At 59.6% G+C, this 16,269-nt stretch carries 16 protein-coding genes; 4 read left to right on the forward strand and 12 right to left on the reverse strand.

Annotated elements, in window-relative coordinates; all coding sequences use genetic code 11:
- Window positions 1–131 precede the first annotated feature (131 nt).
- The 3 genes from ACIOYV_RS18315 to ACIOYV_RS18325 all read left to right on the forward strand — a co-directional run bounded on the left by ACIOYV_RS18315 (window position 132) and on the right by ACIOYV_RS18325 (window position 3,017).
- On the forward strand, window positions 132–821 hold the full coding sequence (locus tag ACIOYV_RS18315; RefSeq protein WP_054053945.1) for a crotonase/enoyl-CoA hydratase family protein: 690 nt from the start codon (window positions 132–134) through the stop codon (window positions 819–821).
- Window positions 822–1,035: 214 nt separating this feature from the next.
- Window positions 1,036–1,758, forward strand: coding sequence for a 1-acylglycerol-3-phosphate O-acyltransferase (locus ACIOYV_RS18320; protein WP_401325754.1), 723 nt, complete (start codon window positions 1,036–1,038; stop codon window positions 1,756–1,758).
- 287 nt (window positions 1,759–2,045) lie between these two features.
- Window positions 2,046–3,017: a magnesium and cobalt transport protein CorA gene (locus ACIOYV_RS18325; RefSeq protein ID WP_054048547.1), complete on the forward strand. Its 972-nt coding sequence runs from the start codon at window positions 2,046–2,048 to the stop codon at window positions 3,015–3,017.
- Window positions 3,018–3,143: 126 nt separating this feature from the next.
- On the opposite strand, the gene ACIOYV_RS18330 is transcribed toward ACIOYV_RS18325, so the two are convergent.
- From ACIOYV_RS18330 to ACIOYV_RS18340, 3 genes are all read right to left on the reverse strand, one after another.
- Window positions 3,144–3,866 carry an amidotransferase gene (locus ACIOYV_RS18330; protein WP_401325758.1) on the reverse strand — a complete coding sequence of 241 codons (723 nt, stop codon included), beginning with the start codon at window positions 3,864–3,866 and terminating at the stop codon, window positions 3,144–3,146.
- 95 nt (window positions 3,867–3,961) lie between these two features.
- Window positions 3,962–6,106 (reverse strand): 3-hydroxyacyl-CoA dehydrogenase NAD-binding domain-containing protein, encoded by a 2,145-nt coding sequence (locus tag ACIOYV_RS18335; RefSeq protein ID WP_401325760.1) that lies wholly within the window; start codon window positions 6,104–6,106, stop codon window positions 3,962–3,964.
- A 24-nt stretch (window positions 6,107–6,130) separates the two neighbouring features.
- The gene (locus tag ACIOYV_RS18340) at window positions 6,131–7,336 is read right to left on the reverse strand and encodes an acetyl-CoA C-acetyltransferase (protein ID WP_163909173.1); all 1,206 of its coding nucleotides are present in this window, start codon (window positions 7,334–7,336) and stop codon (window positions 6,131–6,133) included.
- 594 nt (window positions 7,337–7,930) lie between these two features.
- Here ACIOYV_RS18340 and ACIOYV_RS18345 point away from each other — a divergent pair.
- A complete protein-coding gene (locus ACIOYV_RS18345; protein ID WP_401325763.1) occupies window positions 7,931–8,752 on the forward strand; it encodes a c-type cytochrome in 822 nt (273 codons plus the stop codon).
- A gap of 114 nt (window positions 8,753–8,866) precedes the next feature.
- Here the strand turns inward: ACIOYV_RS18345 and ACIOYV_RS18350 are convergent, their stop codons facing one another.
- The 9 genes from ACIOYV_RS18350 to ACIOYV_RS18390 form a co-directional block, all read right to left on the reverse strand.
- Window positions 8,867–9,682: a transglutaminase family protein gene (locus tag ACIOYV_RS18350; protein WP_054048557.1), complete on the reverse strand. Its 816-nt coding sequence runs from the start codon at window positions 9,680–9,682 to the stop codon at window positions 8,867–8,869.
- Window positions 9,679–10,629: an alpha-E domain-containing protein gene (locus ACIOYV_RS18355; protein WP_133836635.1), complete on the reverse strand. Its 951-nt coding sequence runs from the start codon at window positions 10,627–10,629 to the stop codon at window positions 9,679–9,681. The genes ACIOYV_RS18350 and ACIOYV_RS18355 overlap by 4 nt, the downstream gene beginning before the upstream one ends.
- Before the next feature lie 12 nt (window positions 10,630–10,641).
- Entirely contained in the window at window positions 10,642–12,051 is a 1,410-nt protein-coding gene (locus ACIOYV_RS18360) for a circularly permuted type 2 ATP-grasp protein (protein WP_054048561.1), read from the reverse strand.
- Between the two features lie 450 nt (window positions 12,052–12,501).
- Complete coding sequence (locus ACIOYV_RS18365) at window positions 12,502–12,843, reverse strand: ribonuclease E inhibitor RraB (RefSeq protein ID WP_054048564.1); 342 nt, start codon at window positions 12,841–12,843, stop codon at window positions 12,502–12,504.
- Window positions 12,844–13,057: 214 nt separating this feature from the next.
- Entirely contained in the window at window positions 13,058–13,291 is a 234-nt protein-coding gene (locus ACIOYV_RS18370; protein ID WP_128873369.1) for a hypothetical protein, read from the reverse strand.
- 236 nt (window positions 13,292–13,527) lie between these two features.
- The gene (gene speE / locus ACIOYV_RS18375) at window positions 13,528–14,403 is read right to left on the reverse strand and encodes a polyamine aminopropyltransferase (protein ID WP_163909170.1); all 876 of its coding nucleotides are present in this window, start codon (window positions 14,401–14,403) and stop codon (window positions 13,528–13,530) included.
- 248 nt (window positions 14,404–14,651) lie between these two features.
- Window positions 14,652–14,843 carry a PLDc N-terminal domain-containing protein gene (locus ACIOYV_RS18380; RefSeq protein ID WP_054048570.1) on the reverse strand — a complete coding sequence of 64 codons (192 nt, stop codon included), beginning with the start codon at window positions 14,841–14,843 and terminating at the stop codon, window positions 14,652–14,654.
- 71 nt (window positions 14,844–14,914) lie between these two features.
- Window positions 14,915–15,445 carry a hypothetical protein gene (locus ACIOYV_RS18385; RefSeq protein WP_265044260.1) on the reverse strand — a complete coding sequence of 177 codons (531 nt, stop codon included), beginning with the start codon at window positions 15,443–15,445 and terminating at the stop codon, window positions 14,915–14,917.
- Between the two features lie 272 nt (window positions 15,446–15,717).
- On the reverse strand, window positions 15,718–16,236 hold the full coding sequence (locus ACIOYV_RS18390; protein ID WP_401325769.1) for an ankyrin repeat domain-containing protein: 519 nt from the start codon (window positions 16,234–16,236) through the stop codon (window positions 15,718–15,720).
- Between the last annotated feature and the right edge of the window lie 33 nt (window positions 16,237–16,269).

A 16,269-nucleotide genomic window follows, 5' to 3' on the forward strand; every position in this document is an offset into this window, starting at 1 on the left:
AATGCACGGCTGGTGCGGCCGGCTACGCTTGCCGGACCGGTAAAGCATGACCGGCGGGTCAGTCACGGCGCTTTACCTGGCCTGCGGCGGTGGGTAACGTCTGCCCCAACTTTCATACAAGGAATAGCGTCATGAGTGAGTTGATTTCCTACCACCTCGAAGACGGTATCGCGACCCTGACGTTGAGCAATGGCAAGGTCAACGCCATTTCGCCGGATGTGATTGCGGCGTTTAATGCTGCGCTGGATCAGGCGGTGACTGATCGTGCGGTGGTGATCATTACCGGTCAGCCGGGGATTCTGTCCGGTGGTTATGACTTGAAGGTGATGACGGCCGGTCCAAAGGAAGCAGTTGCGCTGGTGACCGCGGGTTCGACGCTGGCTCGCCGTCTGTTGTCGCACCCGTTCCCGGTGATCGTTGCGTGCCCTGGGCATGCCGTGGCCAAGGGGGCGTTCCTGTTGTTGTCGGCGGATTACCGCATTGGTGTCGATGGCCCGTTCAGCATTGGCCTGAATGAAGTGCAGATCGGCATGACCATGCACCACGCCGGGATCGAGCTGGCCCGGGATCGCCTGAGCAACTCGGCGCTGCACCGTTCGGTGATCAATGGTGAGATGTTCAACCCGCAAAGCGCAATCGCGGCCGGCTTCCTGGATGTGGTGGTGTCGGCCGAGGAGCTGCAAGGTGCAGCGCTGGCAGCGGCGCGTCAGTTGAAGAAGATCAACATGACCGCGCACAAGGCGACCAAGCTGAAAGTGCGCAAGGCGCTGCTGGAGACGCTGGACAACGCGATCATCCAGGATCAGGAGCACTTGGGTTAAGCCCACGCCTGCTGCAACGAAAAGCCCGACCGTCGTGTCGGGCTTTTTCGTACGTGCCCTGTTGAAAATCCTGCAACCGCTCTAGGCCGCGTCTGACCCACAAGTCGGAAACATGCGCTTAAACATCGTCTATCTCCCACCTCTATAGCGGCAATTGCCGAAAACAGTGCACATCCGTACACTGCGCCACCTTTTGTCCCGGTGGGGCCTGTAAATGCTCTTCGTGTTTCGTATGTTATTGATGGGCCTGCACTTTATTCTGGCCGGTGTGCTGGGGGTGATGCTGGGTCTGTGCCGGCCGTTCAACCCGGACAACAGCCGTTTATGCGCCCGCCTGTATGCCTGGCCGGCGATGTGTATTTTGCGTTTGCGGGTGAAGACCGAGGTCGGTCCATTGATGGACAAACCAGAGAGCTGCGTGATCATTGCCAACCATCAGTCCAACTACGATCTGTTTGTGTTTGGCAACGTGGTGCCGCGCCGCACCGTGTGCATTGGCAAGAAGAGCCTGAAGTGGGTGCCGCTGTTCGGCCAGTTGTTCTGGCTGGCCGGCAATGTGTTGATCGATCGGGGCAACGCGCACAAGGCGCGCCAGTCGATGCTCACCACCACCCACACCTTGCAGCATGAAGACACGTCGATCTGGGTGTTCCCGGAAGGCACGCGCAACCTCGGCGAAGACCTGCTGCCGTTCAAGAAAGGCGCGTTCCAGATGGCCATCGCTGCCGGTGTGCCGATCGTCCCGGTGTGTGTCAGCAGTTACGTCAAACACATGCGATTGAACCGCTGGCGCAGTGGGAAAATTCTGATTCGTTCGCTGCCGGCAATTCCTACCGCCGGATTGAGCATGGACGACATGCCCCTGCTGATCGCCCAGTGCCGCGAGCAGATGCGCGAGTGCATCGCTTCGATGGATCGGCAACTGCAAGCCGCCTGAACCAATTTACGCAAACACGCTCCCTGTAGCAGCTGCCGAGCCTGCGAGGCTGCGTTCGGCTGCGAAGCAGTCGTAAAAACAGCCAGCGCGGTGTTACAGGAAGACCGAATGCTCAGGTTTGACGACTGCTTCGCAGCCGAACGCAGCCTCGCAGGCTCGGCAGCTGCTACAGGGACTGACACAATTGCGCCCTGTCGGTGAACTCTGCAGATTTCACTGAATCTCTACAAGCAGAAGGCTAAGCTGGTCACTGCCTTGCCACTGCCAATAAGAAGCGAACCACCATCATGGGTAGAGTTGTTGCTGCTGCGGTTTACAGCGCCGGTAAAAAAATCACCAATATCACCCTCGATGAAGGCGCAGCCTGGGCGGCCAAGACCGGCCACTTTGTGTGGATCGGCCTCGAAGAGCCCAACGCCCAGGAGCTGACCAACCTGCAACGCCAGTTCAACCTGCACGAACTGGCCATCGAAGACGCCCTGGAAAAACACAGCCGACCGAAGCTGGAAACCTTCGGCGATGCGCTGTTTATCGTCACGTACTCGCCAATCCGCCACGAAGGCAAACTGGAGTTCATCGAGACTCACATTTTTGCCGGCAAGGGCTACATCATCACCGCGCGCAACGGTCACTCGGCGTCCTACGCCCATGTCCGCCAACGCTGTGAGGCGCGTCCGTTGTTATTGGAGCACGGGGAAGATTTCGTACTCTATGCCATCCTCGATTTCGTGATCGAAAACTACCAGCCAGTGGGCGAAGCGATCCACGCCGAGATCGATGAACTGGAACGCAACGTGCTGTGCAGCGCGTTGAATGAACGCGACATTCAGAACCTCCACAGCCTGCGCCGAGACGTGCTGCGCTTGCGTCGCTACGCCGCGCCGATGGTGGAGATCGGTGAAGAACTGCAGAAGCTGAGCTTCCCGTTTATCGACAAGAACATGCGCCCGTACTTCCGTGATGTGCAGATCCACGTGACGCGGCAGATGGAAGACCTGACGACCCTGGCGGACATTGCCAGCCAGACCATCGAGGTCGGGGTGTTGCTGGAGGCTTCACGCCAAAGCGTGGTGCAGCGCAAGTTTGCTGCGTGGGCGGCGATTCTGGCGTTCCCGACGGCGGTGGCCGGGATTTACGGGATGAACTTCCAGAACATGCCGGAGTTGAGTTGGCACTACGGGTATTTCGCGGTGCTGGGGTTTATAGCGGTGGGGTGTGTGGGGTTGTGGGCGAGTTTCAAGCGGTCTGGGTGGTTGTAGAAAATCATTGTGGCGAGGGGGCTTGCCCCCGTTGGGTTGCGTAGCGGCCCCCGACATTTTCGGCGGACCACATCGACGACTGCTGCGCAGCCGAACGGGGGCAAGCTCCCTCGCCACAGGTTTGTGTCAGACCGCCGCTGGCTTATGCGCCACAAACCGCATCATCCACTCCGCAACCGTAGCGCCGTGATGCTCATGCTCAAGGCTGGCCACGCCTTTTGAATAAACCTGTTCGCCCAACGCTTCCTGACGAATGTCCAGCAGCGCCCGTGAGTAGTCGTGAATGAATTCCGGGTGCCCCTGGAAGCACAGCACCTGGTCGTTGATGTGGTACGCGGCGAACGGGCAGAAATCGCTCGAAGCGATCACAGTGGCGTTTTCCGGCAGTGCGGTCACTTGGTCCTGGTGACTGATCAACAACGTCAGCTCTTCCCGCACCGGGCTCATCCACGGCGCTTTGGCGGCGAGTTTGTAGTTGTGGATGCCCACGCCCCAGCCCTGGGTCGCCCGCTCGCTCTTGCCGCCCAGCAGCAGCGCCAGCAGTTGGTGACCGAAGCACACGCCCAACAGCTTATCGCCGCGTTCGTAGCGGTTCAGCAGGTAGGCTCTGAGGGTTTCGATCCAGGGGTCGGTGCCGAAGGAATCGGCTTTGCTGCCGGTGATCAGGTAAGCGTCGAACGTCAGCTCATCGCTGGGATATTCGCCCTGCATCACGTTGTAGACGGTGAACTCGGCAGCGATGGGTTGCTGCGAAAACAGACGCTGGAACATCTGCCCGTAACCCTGATATTGATCGACCAGTTCCGGACGCAGGATGTCGGTTTCCAGAATGCAGATGCGTAACGACATAAAAAATACCTGACACGTGATGGGAATAATGCACACCCCAGAGCCTGCCTTGAAACACGGTGGCAAGGCAAGCCCCGAAATGCGTCATCGGTCCCTTAGAACGCCTGCCCTTTTGCGGCTTTTTCCAACAGCAACGCAGGCGGAGTGAAGCGCTCGCCGTACTGCTCGGCCAGGTACTGGGCGCGGGCGACAAAGTCTTTCACGCCATATTGGTTGATGAATTGAAGCGCGCCGCCGGTCCAGGCCGCGAAGCCGATGCCGAAGATCGAGCCGACGTTGGCGTCCGCTGTCGAGGTCAGCACACCCTCCTCCACGCAGCGTACAGTTTCGATGGCTTGCACGAACAACAGGCGATCACGCACGTCCTTCGGCGAAATCTGCCCGTCAGCCTTTTCGAAACGGGTTTTCAGCTTTGGCCATAGATGTTTCTGCCCTCCGGCCGGGTAATCGTAAAAACCACCGCCAGCAGCCTTGCCCGGACGCTTGTATTCGTTGAGCAGCAAGTCAATCACGGCGAACGCCGGGTGTTCTATCAGCGGTTTCCCTTCCGCTTGCAGGTCTTTGGCCGTTTGTTGACGGATATGGCTCATCAGGCTGAGGGAAACTTCGTCGGAGATCGCCAGAGGCCCGACGGGCATGCCGGCCTTACGCGCTTCGGTCTCAATCATCGGCGCGCTCACGCCTTCGCCGAGCATGGCGATGCCTTCATTGGTGAAGGTGCCGAACACGCGCGAGGTAAAGAAGCCGCGACTGTCGTTGACCACAATCGGGGTTTTCTTGATTTGCAGGACGAAATCGAAACCACGGGCCAGGGTTTCGTCGCTGGTGTTCGTGCCTTTGATGATTTCCACCAACGGCATTTTCTCCACTGGACTGAAGAAATGCAGGCCGATGAACTTGCTCTGGTCCGGCACGGCAGTCGCCAGGCCGCTGATCGGCAGGGTCGAAGTGTTGGAAGCGATCACCGCGTCCGCGCCGACGACTTTCTGCGCCGCCGCCGAGACTTTGGCTTTCAGATCGCGATCTTCGAACACCGCTTCAATGATCAGATCGCAACCGGCCAGGTCCGCATCGTTTTCGGTGGTGTGAATCCGCGCCAGCACGGCATCGCGCTGCTCGACGCTCAATTGCCCACGGGAGACTTTCTTGTCCAGCAGCGCCGCCGAATGCGCCTTGCCCTTCTCAGCCGCAGCTATATTGATGTCCTTGAGCACGACATCGATGCCCGCCGAGGCGCTGACGAAAGCGATCCCGGCGCCCATCATCCCCGCTCCCAACACACCGACTTTTTTCGTGACGTAAGGCGCAAAACCCTGCGGTCGCGAACCGCCAGCATTGATTTCGTTGAGCTGGAACCAGAACGTACCGATCAGGTTTTTCGAGACCTGGCCGGTGGTCAATTCAGTGAAGTATCGGGTCTCGATCAGGTGCGCCGTGTCGAAATCCACCTGGGCGCCTTCCACCGCCGCGCAGAGGATTTTCTCTGGCGCCGGCAGCGTGCCCTGGGTTTTTGTGCGCAGGATCGATGGCGCGATAGCCAACATCTGCGCGACTTTCGGGTTCGATGGCGTGCCGCCCGGGATCTGATAACCCTTCACGTCCCAACGCTGCACAGCCGCAGGATTGGCGAGAATCCACGCCCGCGACTTGGCCAACAGTTCATCGTGATCCGCCGCCAGTTCATCGATCAAACCAGCCTGCAACGCCTGTTGCGGCCGGACCTTCTTGCCTTCGAGCAAGTATGGCAAGGCTTTCTCAATCCCCAACATGCGCACCATGCGCACCACTCCACCGCCGCCCGGCAACAGGCCGAGGGTCACTTCCGGCAGGCCGAGTTGCACCGACGAACTGTCCAGCGCCACGCGGTGATGGCAGGCCAGACAGATTTCCCAACCGCCGCCCAATGCCGCGCCGTTGATTGCGGCGACCACCGGTTTGCCGAGAGTTTCCAGGGTGCGCAGTTGCGCCTTCAGCGTCAGTACCATGTCGTAGAAGACTTTGGCTTCAGGCTTGCCGACCTTGATCAGTTCATTGAGGTCACCGCCGGCAAAAAAGGTCTTCTTGGCCGAGGTGATGATGACGCCGGCGATGCTGTCCTTTTCCGCGACCAATTGAGTGACGCGGGCGGCCATGGCCTCGCGGTACACCGCGTTCATGGTGTTGGCGCTCTGGCCCGGCATGTCGATGGTCAGGACGACGATCTGGTCCTGGCCCTTTTCGTAACGAATCGCTTCAGTCATGTCACAGTTCCTTGAAATCGGGGCTCAGAGGCGTTCGATGATGGTGGCAATGCCCATGCCGCCGCCGACACACAGGGTCGCGAGGCCATAGCGCAGGCGCCGGGTTTCCAATTCATCGAGCAAGGTGCCGAGGATCGCGCAACCGGTGGCGCCCAGCGGGTGGCCCATGGCGATCGAGCCGCCGTTGACGTTGACCTTGTCCGGGTCGATGGCCATGTCCTTGATGAATTTCAACACCACCGAGGCGAACGCTTCGTTGACCTCGAACAGATCGATGTCTTCAACCCGCAACCCGGCCTTGGCCAAAGCCTTGCGGGTAGCCGGCGCGGGGCCGGTGAGCATGATGGTCGGGTCGGTGCTGGTGACCGCCGTCGCCACGATGCGCGCCCGCGGCTGCAAGCCCAGCGCCCGGCCCTTGGCTTCGGAGCCGATCAGCATCAGTGCCGCGCCATCGACGATCCCGGAACTGTTGCCCGGCGTGTGTACGTGATTGATCCGCTCGATGTGGCTGTAGACCCGCAACGCTGTGGCGTCGAAACCCATTTGCCCCATCATTTCGAAACTCGGCTTGAGCTTGCCCAAGCCTTCCAGGGTCGATTCGGCGCGGATGAATTCATCGTGATCGAGCAGGATGATGCCGTTCTGGTCCTGCACCGGCACCAGGGATTTGTTGAACGAACCGTCCGCCCGAGCCCGCGCAGCCTTTTGCTGGGAATGCAGCGCGTAGGCATCGACGTCCTGGCGGCTGAAGCCTTCAATCGTGGCGATCAGGTCAGCGCCCACGCCTTGTGGGGTGAAGTGGCTGTGCAGGTTGGTTTCCGGGTCCAGTGCCCAGGCGCCACCGTCGCTGCCCATGGGTACGCGAGACATGGACTCGACGCCGCCCACAACGACGAGGTCTTCGAAACCGGAACGGACTTTCATCGCGCCAAGGTTTACCGCCTCCAGCCCCGAGGCGCAGAAGCGGTTGATCTGCAGGCCGGCCACGCTGACATCCCAATCCGCGACCTGCGCCGCCGTCTTGGCGATGTCGGAGCCTTGATCGCCGATGGGCGTGACGCAACCGAGCACCACATCATCGACCTGGCTGGTGTCCAGGGACGTGCGTTGTTGCAACGCCGTCAGCAACCCGGCCACCAGGTTCACCGGTTTGACGCTGTGCAGCGCGCCATCGGCCTTGCCTTTGCCGCGTGGCGTGCGCAGCGCGTCGAAAATCAGAGCTTCGGTCATGTGGTCCTCGAACCTGTGCGGGGAATAAATGCTGAGTTCTCACCTTAAGCCGAGCAGCGCCGGATTCAATGACCGCAATGCTCACGGACGTTGACGGTCACGCTCAGACGGACGGTAGTCAGCTATCGGATTAACCGATTCAGGTGACGAAGCTGTCTAGCAAACGGGCGCCCAAGAAGCTGGCAATAGGCCTCATGCCTTTTTAAGAGCTTTTAACGTCAGGACCATACTAAATGGATCTAAACCAAGTGTGACGCGGGCTCTAAGGTGAAGATGTACGAAGTTGTCGTCGGGTTTTGCCGAGGCACTCGTCCTACAGGAAGTGCAGCGCTTTGCCGTCATGGAGATATGCAGGCAGGCATCAGGAAATAACAAAAAAGGCGGTCAGCCATGTTCAAACATTCGAAAGTACGTCAAGCCGGACTCATCCTATTCGCCACTACGCTGTTGTTGATTTTGCCGAACCTGACCAAGGTGATCGGCTAGTCGCTGGTAAAAAAACAGCGTCAGGATTTGCTATCGCCTCATAAAAATGTGATTGGCTCGCTACCCGGGCCAGCGTGGCTGTGCCAACCTTCACGGCACTTCCACGACATGGACGGCGATCACTTGAAAGCACTTTTTCTATTGGGGGCCATGCTGGTCGGCTCGCCCCTGTATGCCGCACAGCTGAACCTGGAGCTGGGCGCGAGCAGTCGCACCTGGCAGACCGAGGAATTGCTCAAGCATCCTCAGGCCCAGACCATCAGCATCAGCAACGACGTTTCCTACAAGCGCGACATGAGTTATCGCGCCGTGCCGTTGGCCGCGTTGTTGACCGGCATCAAGCCTGACGACCACTTGCAAGCCGTGGCGCTGGACGGTTTTGCCGCTGAACTGGCGGCGGCGCCGTTGCTCAATACGAAAGGCGCGCAGGCCTGGCTGGCGATTGAAGACCCGGCCAGGCCGTGGCCGCCACTCTCCGAAGGCAAACACAGCGCCGGACCGTTTTATCTGGTCTGGACCAATCCGCAGGCCGGCAATATCAGCCCGGAGCAATGGCCGTTTGAAGTCGCCAGCATCAAGCGCATAGCGCCAGTGGCCCAACGCTTTCCTGCCCTGCTGCCTGATCCTGCGTTGAAGGCGGACGATCCGGTGAATCAAGGCTTTGCCTTGTTCCAGAAGAATTGCCTGGCCTGCCATCGACTCAACGGTGCGGGCGATGCGCAATTCGGGCCGGACTTGAATATTCCGTTCAACCCCACCGAGTACTTCGGCGCGGATTTCCTCAAGCGCTACATTCGTGATCCGCAGAGTTTGAGGCAGTGGCCGCAAGCAAAGATGCCGGCGTTTTCAGAGCAGGTATTGCCGGCGGGGGATCTGGATTTGTTGGTGGGGTATTTGAAGCATATGGCGGGGCGTAAGGTTAAGCCTTAGCTTTTCGTTGCTCGGGCTGGCCTCTTCGCGGGCAAGCCTCGCTCCTACAGGGGATTTGTGCGGTTCACAGATCCCCTGTAGGAGCGAAGCTTGCTCGCGAAGCGGTATCCCCGATTACTGCTGCTGGACGGAGATCACCGGCGCGAAAACCGGCGTCGGCGACACAAACACTTTCGCATGCATCTGCTCGCAGCCACCGCCCCGGCGCATCCCGCGTACCGGGCAGGCATCCAGGTAATCCAGGCCCACCGCCAGTTTCAGATGGCGCTCCGGTCGGGCCAACTGGTTAGTCACGTCGAAGCTGTACCACGCGTCATCCAGCCAGGCTTCGGCCCAGGCGTGACTGGCCAGGTGTTCGCTGTTTTCGCTGTACAAATACCCCGACACATAACGCGCCGGAATCCCCAGGCTGCGGGCACAGGCGAGGAACGCATGGGTGTGGTCCTGGCAAACACCGGAACGCCCGGCGAAGGCCTGGGCAGCACTGGTGTCGACTTCGGTGGAGCCCGGCGTGTAGGTCATGTGCTGGTTCAGGCCCTGCATCAAGTCGATCAGCGCGGTGCGATCCCGACGCTTCTTGCATTCCTTTTCCGCGAACGCCCGCAAGGCTTCGTCGGCTTCGGTCAATCGAGTGAAACGCAAGAACGGCAGCGCCGATTGGCTCTCGTGTTCGGCTTCGCGCAGTTCATCGATATCGACCTGGCCGCGAGCGCCAATGATGATCGCCTCGTGGGGCTCGTCCATGGTCAGCACGTGCAGGATGTTGCCGAACGGATCGAGCTGCGCGCGCACCGGGCGTGGCAGGTCGAGTTGCCAGCTGAGTACGTGCTGGCGCTCGCTGTCGTGGGGTGTCAGCCGCAGGTACTGGATGCTCGCCCGCACCTGATCTTCGTAGTGATAGGTGGTTTCGTGGCTAATGGAAAGTCTCATGCAGCCTCCAGGTAGGAACTGTGAATGGCGTTGCCCAACTGGCGCACCAGCGGGATGAACTCGGTCAGCCAGGCGTGCAGGCCTTCGTCGAGAATTTCGGAGATGCCGGTGTAGCGCAGCCGCGCGTCCATTTCCGCCGCCAGACGTTGCGCGGGACGGCCGTTGGCCCCCGGCAACTGGGCGAGGATCTGGTCGATTTCTTCGGTGCAGGCGCGCAAGGAACGCGGGACGTCGGCGCGCAGCAACAGCAATTCGGCGACATGCCGGGCGCCCGGTGCATCGCGGTAGATCTCGGTGTAGGCCTCGAACGAGGACAGCGCCCGCAGCAACGCACTCCACTGGTAATAGGCGTGTGCCGTGCCGTCGCTGACCGCTTCGGCCTGATCACCGGCCATTTCGTAACGCGCGTCGAGCAGACGCAGCGTGTTGTCGGCCCTTTCGATAAACGTGCCCAGACGAATAAAGCGAAATGCATCGTTACGCATGATCGTGCCGTAGGACGCGCCGCGAAACAGGTGCGAACGTTCCTTGATCCACTCGCAGAAACGGCTCATGCCGTAGCGACTCAAGCCCTGCTCCGCGATCCCGCGAATTTCCAGCCAGGTGGCGTTGATGTTTTCCCACATGTCGGCGGTGATTCGCCCACGCACCGCATGGGCACTGGCCCGCGCCGAACCGAGGCAGCTATAGATGCTCGCTGGGTTGGCCGCGTCCAGGGCGAAGAAATGCAGCAGCCGTTCGGCATGCAGCTCGCCGTGGCGCTCCAGGTAATCGTCCAGCGTGCCGGTGATCAGCAGCGGCATGGCGAGTTCGTGCAGACCGTCACCGCGGCCGTCCTGCGGCATCAGCGACAGCGAATAACTGATGTCGAGCATCCGTGCGAGGTTTTCCGCCCGCTCCAGGTAACGCGACATCCAATACAAATCCGAGGCAGTTCTACTTAACATGGCAAGCTTCCTTCAATCCTCGACCACCCAGGTGTCCTTGGTTCCGCCGCCCTGGGAGGAATTCACCACCAGGGAGCCTTCACGCAGGGCAACACGGGTCAAACCGCCGGGTACGACCCGGGTTTCGCGGCCAGACAATACAAACGGACGCAGGTCGATGTGGCGTGGCGCGATGCCGTTTTCGACAAAGGTCGGACAGGTCGACAGGGACAACGTCGGTTGCGCGATGTACGCGTGGGGCTTGGCTTTGATCCGTGCGCGGAACGACTCGATTTCCGCCGCCGTTGCCGCCGGCCCCACCAGCATTCCGTAACCGCCGGAGCCTTGGGTTTCCTTGACCACCAGGTCGGGAAGATTGGCCAGGACGTGGGACAGTTCTGAAGGGTTGCGGCATTGGAACGTCGGCACGTTCTTCAGGATCGGTTCTTCATCCAGGTAGAAACGGATCATGTCGGTCACGAACGGATACACCGACTTGTCATCCGCCACCCCGGTGCCGATGGCATTCGCCAGCACCACGTTGCCGGAGCGATAAGACGACAGCAGCCCCGGCACGCCGAGCATCGAATCCGGGTTGAACGCCAGTGGATCGAGGAACGCATCGTCGAGACGACGATAGATCACGTCGACGGCTTTCGGTCCGTCCGTGGTGCGCATGAACACCTTGTCGTCACGCACGAACAGGTCCGCGCCTTCCACCAGTTCCACACCCATTTCCCGCGCCAGAAAGGCGTGTTCGAAAAACGCGCTGTTGAAGCGCCCAGGAGTCAGCACTACCACGCTCGGATTATCGATCGGGCTGGAGCTTTTCAGGGTGTCGAGCAACAGGTTCGGGTAGTGGTCGATGGGAGCAATGCGCTGCGCCGCGAACAACTCGGGGAACAGGCGCATCATCATCTTGCGGTCTTCGAGCATGTAGCTCACGCCGCTCGGTGTACGCAGGTTGTCTTCGAGCACGTAGTACGTGCCGTCGCCATCGCGCACCAGATCGACGCCGGAAATGTGGGAATAGATATCCCGGTGCAAATCCAGGCCTTGCATCGCCAACTGGTATTGCTCGTTGGCCAGCACTTGCTCGGCCGGGATGATGCCGGCCTTGATGATGCGCTGCTCGTGATAGAGGTCGGCGAGGAACATGTTCAACGCCTTGACCCGCTGGATGCAGCCGCGCTCGACGATCCGCCATTCGCTGGCGGGGATACTGCGAGGAATGGTGTCGAAGGGAATCAGGCGCTCTGTCCCCTGCTCATCACCGTAGAGCGTGAAGGTTATGCCGGCACGATGAAACAACAGATCGGCCTCGCGTCGCCGTTGTGCCAGAAGCTCGTCAGGCGTCTCGGCCAGCCAACGGGCAAACTCTCGATAATGCGGGCGGACCAGGCCGCCGGCATCGTACATCTCATCAAAATAGGTGCGGATCATGCCGTACTCCTTGTCACCCGGACATCTAGGCTTCGCAAGGCCCGTGCCATCGGCATAAACGCTTTGATTTCAATCAGTTGGATAATCGCCCCAAAAGCACCGCACCAATCCTGTGCGGCAAACGCCCCAACCTGATCGCCCCCGCTTCATTGCGAAGCAATGTTGTCGCCTATCACCAGCATAGTCAGAGTTGATTTCACTGCCCGGGAGTTGGTGCGGATAATCGGCGCATTCGTTTCAAAACCTCTCGAACTTCCCTTTTGGCCGCCTGTTCAGGCGGCTTTTTTTTGGGCTTTTGAAATGTTGAGGATTAAAAGATCGCAGCCTCGTTTCACTCTGTAGCAGCTGTCGAGTGAAACGAGGCTGCGTTCTTTTGATCTTCCAATCCGACAAACAAAAACGGCCAACCCGAAGGTCAGCCGTTGCTGGATGTTGTCGCTGTTCATAGTGTTATGCGAGTAGCCCTCGTACCTCTTGCTTGACGCCCCATCCTTCGATGATCCCGCCCAGAGGTTCAACCACGGCCTCGAAGTCCTGCTCAAAGTCGCCGATGCCATCGTAGGTGGCGTACATCACTTTGCTCAGTTCCAGATGCCACGCGCCGTCGTCGCGCACGCTGATCTGGGCATTCAAGGATTCACCACAAAAATGACCTGCCGCCCTGCGTGCCCGCTCCTCGTCCGGGAAAATCGCGTAGAACTCGATGGGATGGAATCTTGAAAAATCGAACCCGCCTTCCTTCATGCGGCGCAGTACGCTGGTACTGATGTCTTCTTGATAGGCTGTGCTCATGAATCGTCCTCCTAAAACCATATGGATAGACTTTCCGTACTCCCGACGCCCGCAACCGATTGGTGGAGACGATACGGCAACCAGGTTGCCGCCGGGGTTTAAGCATGTAGCTGACAAGACCAGACCTTAGCGATCCGTTCGCTGATCTCGCTTGCAGAGTAGCCCCAAGTCGGAGCCGCTGCCAAGGTCTGGATGTGAATGAGACAGGTGAGGTTCAGACAGGAGTAATGCCGAGGATTTGAATGCTGTTCTGGGTCTTGAGACTTTTTACGCTGGCGTCAGCGGTTCGCCCTTCCAGATCGTTCAGATCCAGTTCGGCAGCGACGGGAAGGAGCCGGGCCTTGATGAGTTTGGCCGCGTGCTCGTTATCCGGGCACTCGTCGCACTCAAAGACTTCATCGACAGTTTCGCCGTGATCATCCACGAAAGTGATTTTCCACTTTTGCATCAGTGCCTCCTCGATCAAACCCGCAAATGGGCTTACAACTATCTGGACTTTTGGCCTGACTGATCGTTCAAACGAATTGCGCTGCACAATCATGAAAAACCCACCGCCCCCTGTAGGAGCGAAGCTTGCTCGCGAAGACGGCGTATCAGTCGACATGTGTATTGACTGATACACCGCTTTCGCGAGCAAGCTTCGCTCCTACAGGAGTTATGCGTGCAGGGGGTTATGCACAGTTCTTAATCGTTACTTGGCTTGTTGATCGCGTTCAGCACGTATTGCGGCATGGCGAAGGCGCCGATGTGGATTTCCGGGTTGTAGTAGCGGGTGATGATGCCGCTGCCGGCGAAGCGCTGTTGCAGGGTTTCGCGGGACAGTTTGCGATACGCGGTGTTGGTCGCGCCCCAGGCGAAGGTCATCGCGCCGCCGATGTAGGTCGGCACGGCGGCCTGGTAGAAGTGCCAGTCCGGGAACAGGCTGCGCAGGCGGCCAGCGGTGGTCTGCACTTCGCCCAGTTGCATGAACGGCGTGCCGTTCTGGGTCACCAGGATGCCGCCTTCGTTCAGGCAGCGGTGGCAAGCCTGGTAGAAGTTTTCCGAGAACAGCACTTCACCCGGACCGATCGGGTCGGTGGAGTCGGAAATGATCACGTCGAATTTTTCGGTGGTGGTGGCGACGAAACGCATGCCGTCGTCGATCACCAGGTTCAGCCGTGGGTCGTCGTACGCGCCCTTGGAGTGGTTCGGCAGGAACTCTTTGCACATGTCGACCACAGTGCCGTCGATCTCGACCATGGTGATGTGCTCGACGCTGCCGTGCTTGGCCACTTCACGCAACATGCCGCCGTCGCCACCGCCGATGATCAGCACGCGCTTGGCGGAGCCATGGGCGAGGATCGGCACGTGGGTGAGCATTTCGTGGTAGATGAATTCGTCGGCTTCGGTGGTCTGGATCACACCGTCCAGCGCCATGACCCGGCCCATGCGCGGGTTTTCGAAGATCACCAGGTGCTGGTGTTCGGTGCGCACTTCGTGCAGCAGTTTTTCCATGCGAAAACGCTGGCCGTAGCCTTCGTACAGGGTTTCCAGGTATTCGCTGGTCTTGATGGTGCTCATGGGAAGTGCTCCGATGAATGCGGCGGCAACGGACGGTTACCCGCCCATGATGGCCAATCGAAAGGCTCGATTGCCCGGGAAAGGCGCGCATTCTACGTTGCGGAACATGACAGGTCGAACCTTCTGACGCACAGGCCTTTGTAGGAGCGAGGCTTGCCCGCGAAGGCGGCGTGTCAGTCAACGTGGATGTTGAATGTGCTGACGCCTTCGCGGGCAAGCCTCGCTCCTACAGGGGACCGTGTTGCCTTTCAGATGCGCACGTTACCCCGTGGCCCGGCGATGGCCCAGATGATCAGGCCCAGTACCGGCAGCAGCAGGATCAGCAGCACCCAGATGATTTTCATCCCGGTTTCGGCGCCACTTTTCAGCACGTTGATGATGGCCCAGATGTCCAGGGCAAGAATGATCAGGCCAACCAGACCGTTGAACGTGGAACCCATGGTGTCGCTCCCAAGATAGTGGCATGCAGTCTTAGGATAGTCGGCCCTTGCAAGGGTTCCGTTTTATTCCATTAAACGTGGATCGCCACTTTCAGGGCTTCCAGGGAAGGCGCGGCGGCGATGCCGACCTGTGCGCACAGTTCGAGCACACGCGGTACGTCGTTACCGTAGACCAGCACTACTTGCAGTTCATCGTCGAGCAACTGGCTGAAGTTCATCAGCGTGTAACCGCCGTTGTCCTTGTTCATGCTGCCCATCTGCACCTGGATGCGGTTGAGCGCGGTCAGGGCTTCGGTCTTCGCCAGTTGCTTGGGCTTGATGTTGAAGTCGACGCCGGGGCCGAACGAGGCAACGATTTGCGCGAACAGGTCCACGTAGGTGTCGGCCTGGAACAGCACGGTTTCCGGCAGGCTGCCCACCACGACCCATTCGCCCAACGGCATCGGGAAGGTGTCGTCGTAGTTGATGTCCGGATTGGCTGTCAGAAAAGCCTGCGGATCGGCGTAGGCCTGGGCCGCTTCGTCAGCGATCTTCAGGATTTCGTCATCGCCCATGCACCCGGAGCTGATTTTGCTGATGAGTTCGACGAGTGCGGCTTTCATGGGGATGGATCCTGTAGCGAGGGAAATTTTAGGGCGCGAAGGATAGCGCATTCCGGTTGAAATGCGGACCTGTGGTGACGGGGCTTGCCTTGATGCACCACAAAACCTGTGGCGAGGGGGCTTGCCCCCGTTGGGGTGCGAAGCGGCCCTGAAATCAGACAATGCGATCTTTCAGGTAAACCGTATTCGCCGGGTTTACGACTGCTACGCAGCCGAGCGGGGGCAAGCCCCCTCGCCACAAGAGCCCCGCAGCCACGGGGGAACACGTCGGATCAGCCGAGCAGTTTCTCAAGCTGCGCAGTGGTATCCACCGCGCCCATGGTCTTCGCCGCGTCCAGCGCGGTCACGCCATTGGCGTCTTTGGCTTTCGGGTCGGCGCCTTTGCTGATCAGGTAGTCGACGATTTCGACGCGGTTGAACATCGCCGCCATCATCAGGGCGGTGCGACCGTCGAACGACGAACCTTCCACTTGCGCCCCGCCGTCTACCAACGCCTTGACCACCGCCAGGTCGCCCTTGAACGCGGCGCCGGCAATCGGGCTCTGACCGTTGTCATTGCGGATTTCCGGATCGGCCTTGTGTTCCAGCAGCACTTTCACGGTTTCCACGTGGCCGTGGTACGCGGCGAGCATCAGCAAGGTGTCGCCCTTGTGGTTGCGCAGGTTCGGCGGCAGGCCTTTGCTCAGCAGTGCAGCCATCATGGCGGCATCGCCTTCGCGCGCTTTGTTAAACACCTGCTCGGCAAATTCGGCAGCTTCTTCGGGCGTCATCTGGCGGCTTTGGTCTGACATGAGGAACTCTCTATTCGGTCAATCGGAAAGCCG

The organism is Pseudomonas sp. NPDC087342 (assembly GCF_044744265.1).
Classification (GTDB): domain Bacteria; phylum Pseudomonadota; class Gammaproteobacteria; order Pseudomonadales; family Pseudomonadaceae; genus Aquipseudomonas; species Aquipseudomonas nunensis.

Bases quoted from the DNA above. Each gene is read 5' to 3' on its own strand.
- ACIOYV_RS18315 (WP_054053945.1), top strand. From the start codon at position 132: ATGAGTGAGTTGATTTCCTACCACCTCGAAGACGGTATCGCGACCCTG.
- ACIOYV_RS18320 (WP_401325754.1), top strand. From the start codon at position 1,036: ATGCTCTTCGTGTTTCGTATGTTATTGATGGGCCTGCACTTTATTCTG.
- ACIOYV_RS18325 (WP_054048547.1), top strand. From the start codon at position 2,046: ATGGGTAGAGTTGTTGCTGCTGCGGTTTACAGCGCCGGTAAAAAAATC.
- ACIOYV_RS18330 (WP_401325758.1), bottom strand. From the start codon at position 3,866: ATGTCGTTACGCATCTGCATTCTGGAAACCGACATCCTGCGTCCGGAA.
- ACIOYV_RS18335 (WP_401325760.1), bottom strand. From the start codon at position 6,106: ATGACTGAAGCGATTCGTTACGAAAAGGGCCAGGACCAGATCGTCGTC.
- ACIOYV_RS18340 (WP_163909173.1), bottom strand. From the start codon at position 7,336: ATGACCGAAGCTCTGATTTTCGACGCGCTGCGCACGCCACGCGGCAAA.
- ACIOYV_RS18345 (WP_401325763.1), top strand. From the start codon at position 7,931: ATGGACGGCGATCACTTGAAAGCACTTTTTCTATTGGGGGCCATGCTG.
- ACIOYV_RS18350 (WP_054048557.1), bottom strand. From the start codon at position 9,682: ATGAGACTTTCCATTAGCCACGAAACCACCTATCACTACGAAGATCAG.
- ACIOYV_RS18355 (WP_133836635.1), bottom strand. From the start codon at position 10,629: ATGTTAAGTAGAACTGCCTCGGATTTGTATTGGATGTCGCGTTACCTG.
- ACIOYV_RS18360 (WP_054048561.1), bottom strand. From the start codon at position 12,051: ATGATCCGCACCTATTTTGATGAGATGTACGATGCCGGCGGCCTGGTC.
- ACIOYV_RS18365 (WP_054048564.1), bottom strand. From the start codon at position 12,843: ATGAGCACAGCCTATCAAGAAGACATCAGTACCAGCGTACTGCGCCGC.
- ACIOYV_RS18370 (WP_128873369.1), bottom strand. From the start codon at position 13,291: ATGCAAAAGTGGAAAATCACTTTCGTGGATGATCACGGCGAAACTGTC.
- speE (WP_163909170.1), bottom strand. From the start codon at position 14,403: ATGAGCACCATCAAGACCAGCGAATACCTGGAAACCCTGTACGAAGGC.
- ACIOYV_RS18380 (WP_054048570.1), bottom strand. From the start codon at position 14,843: ATGGGTTCCACGTTCAACGGTCTGGTTGGCCTGATCATTCTTGCCCTG.
- ACIOYV_RS18385 (WP_265044260.1), bottom strand. From the start codon at position 15,445: ATGAAAGCCGCACTCGTCGAACTCATCAGCAAAATCAGCTCCGGGTGC.
- ACIOYV_RS18390 (WP_401325769.1), bottom strand. From the start codon at position 16,236: ATGTCAGACCAAAGCCGCCAGATGACGCCCGAAGAAGCTGCCGAATTT.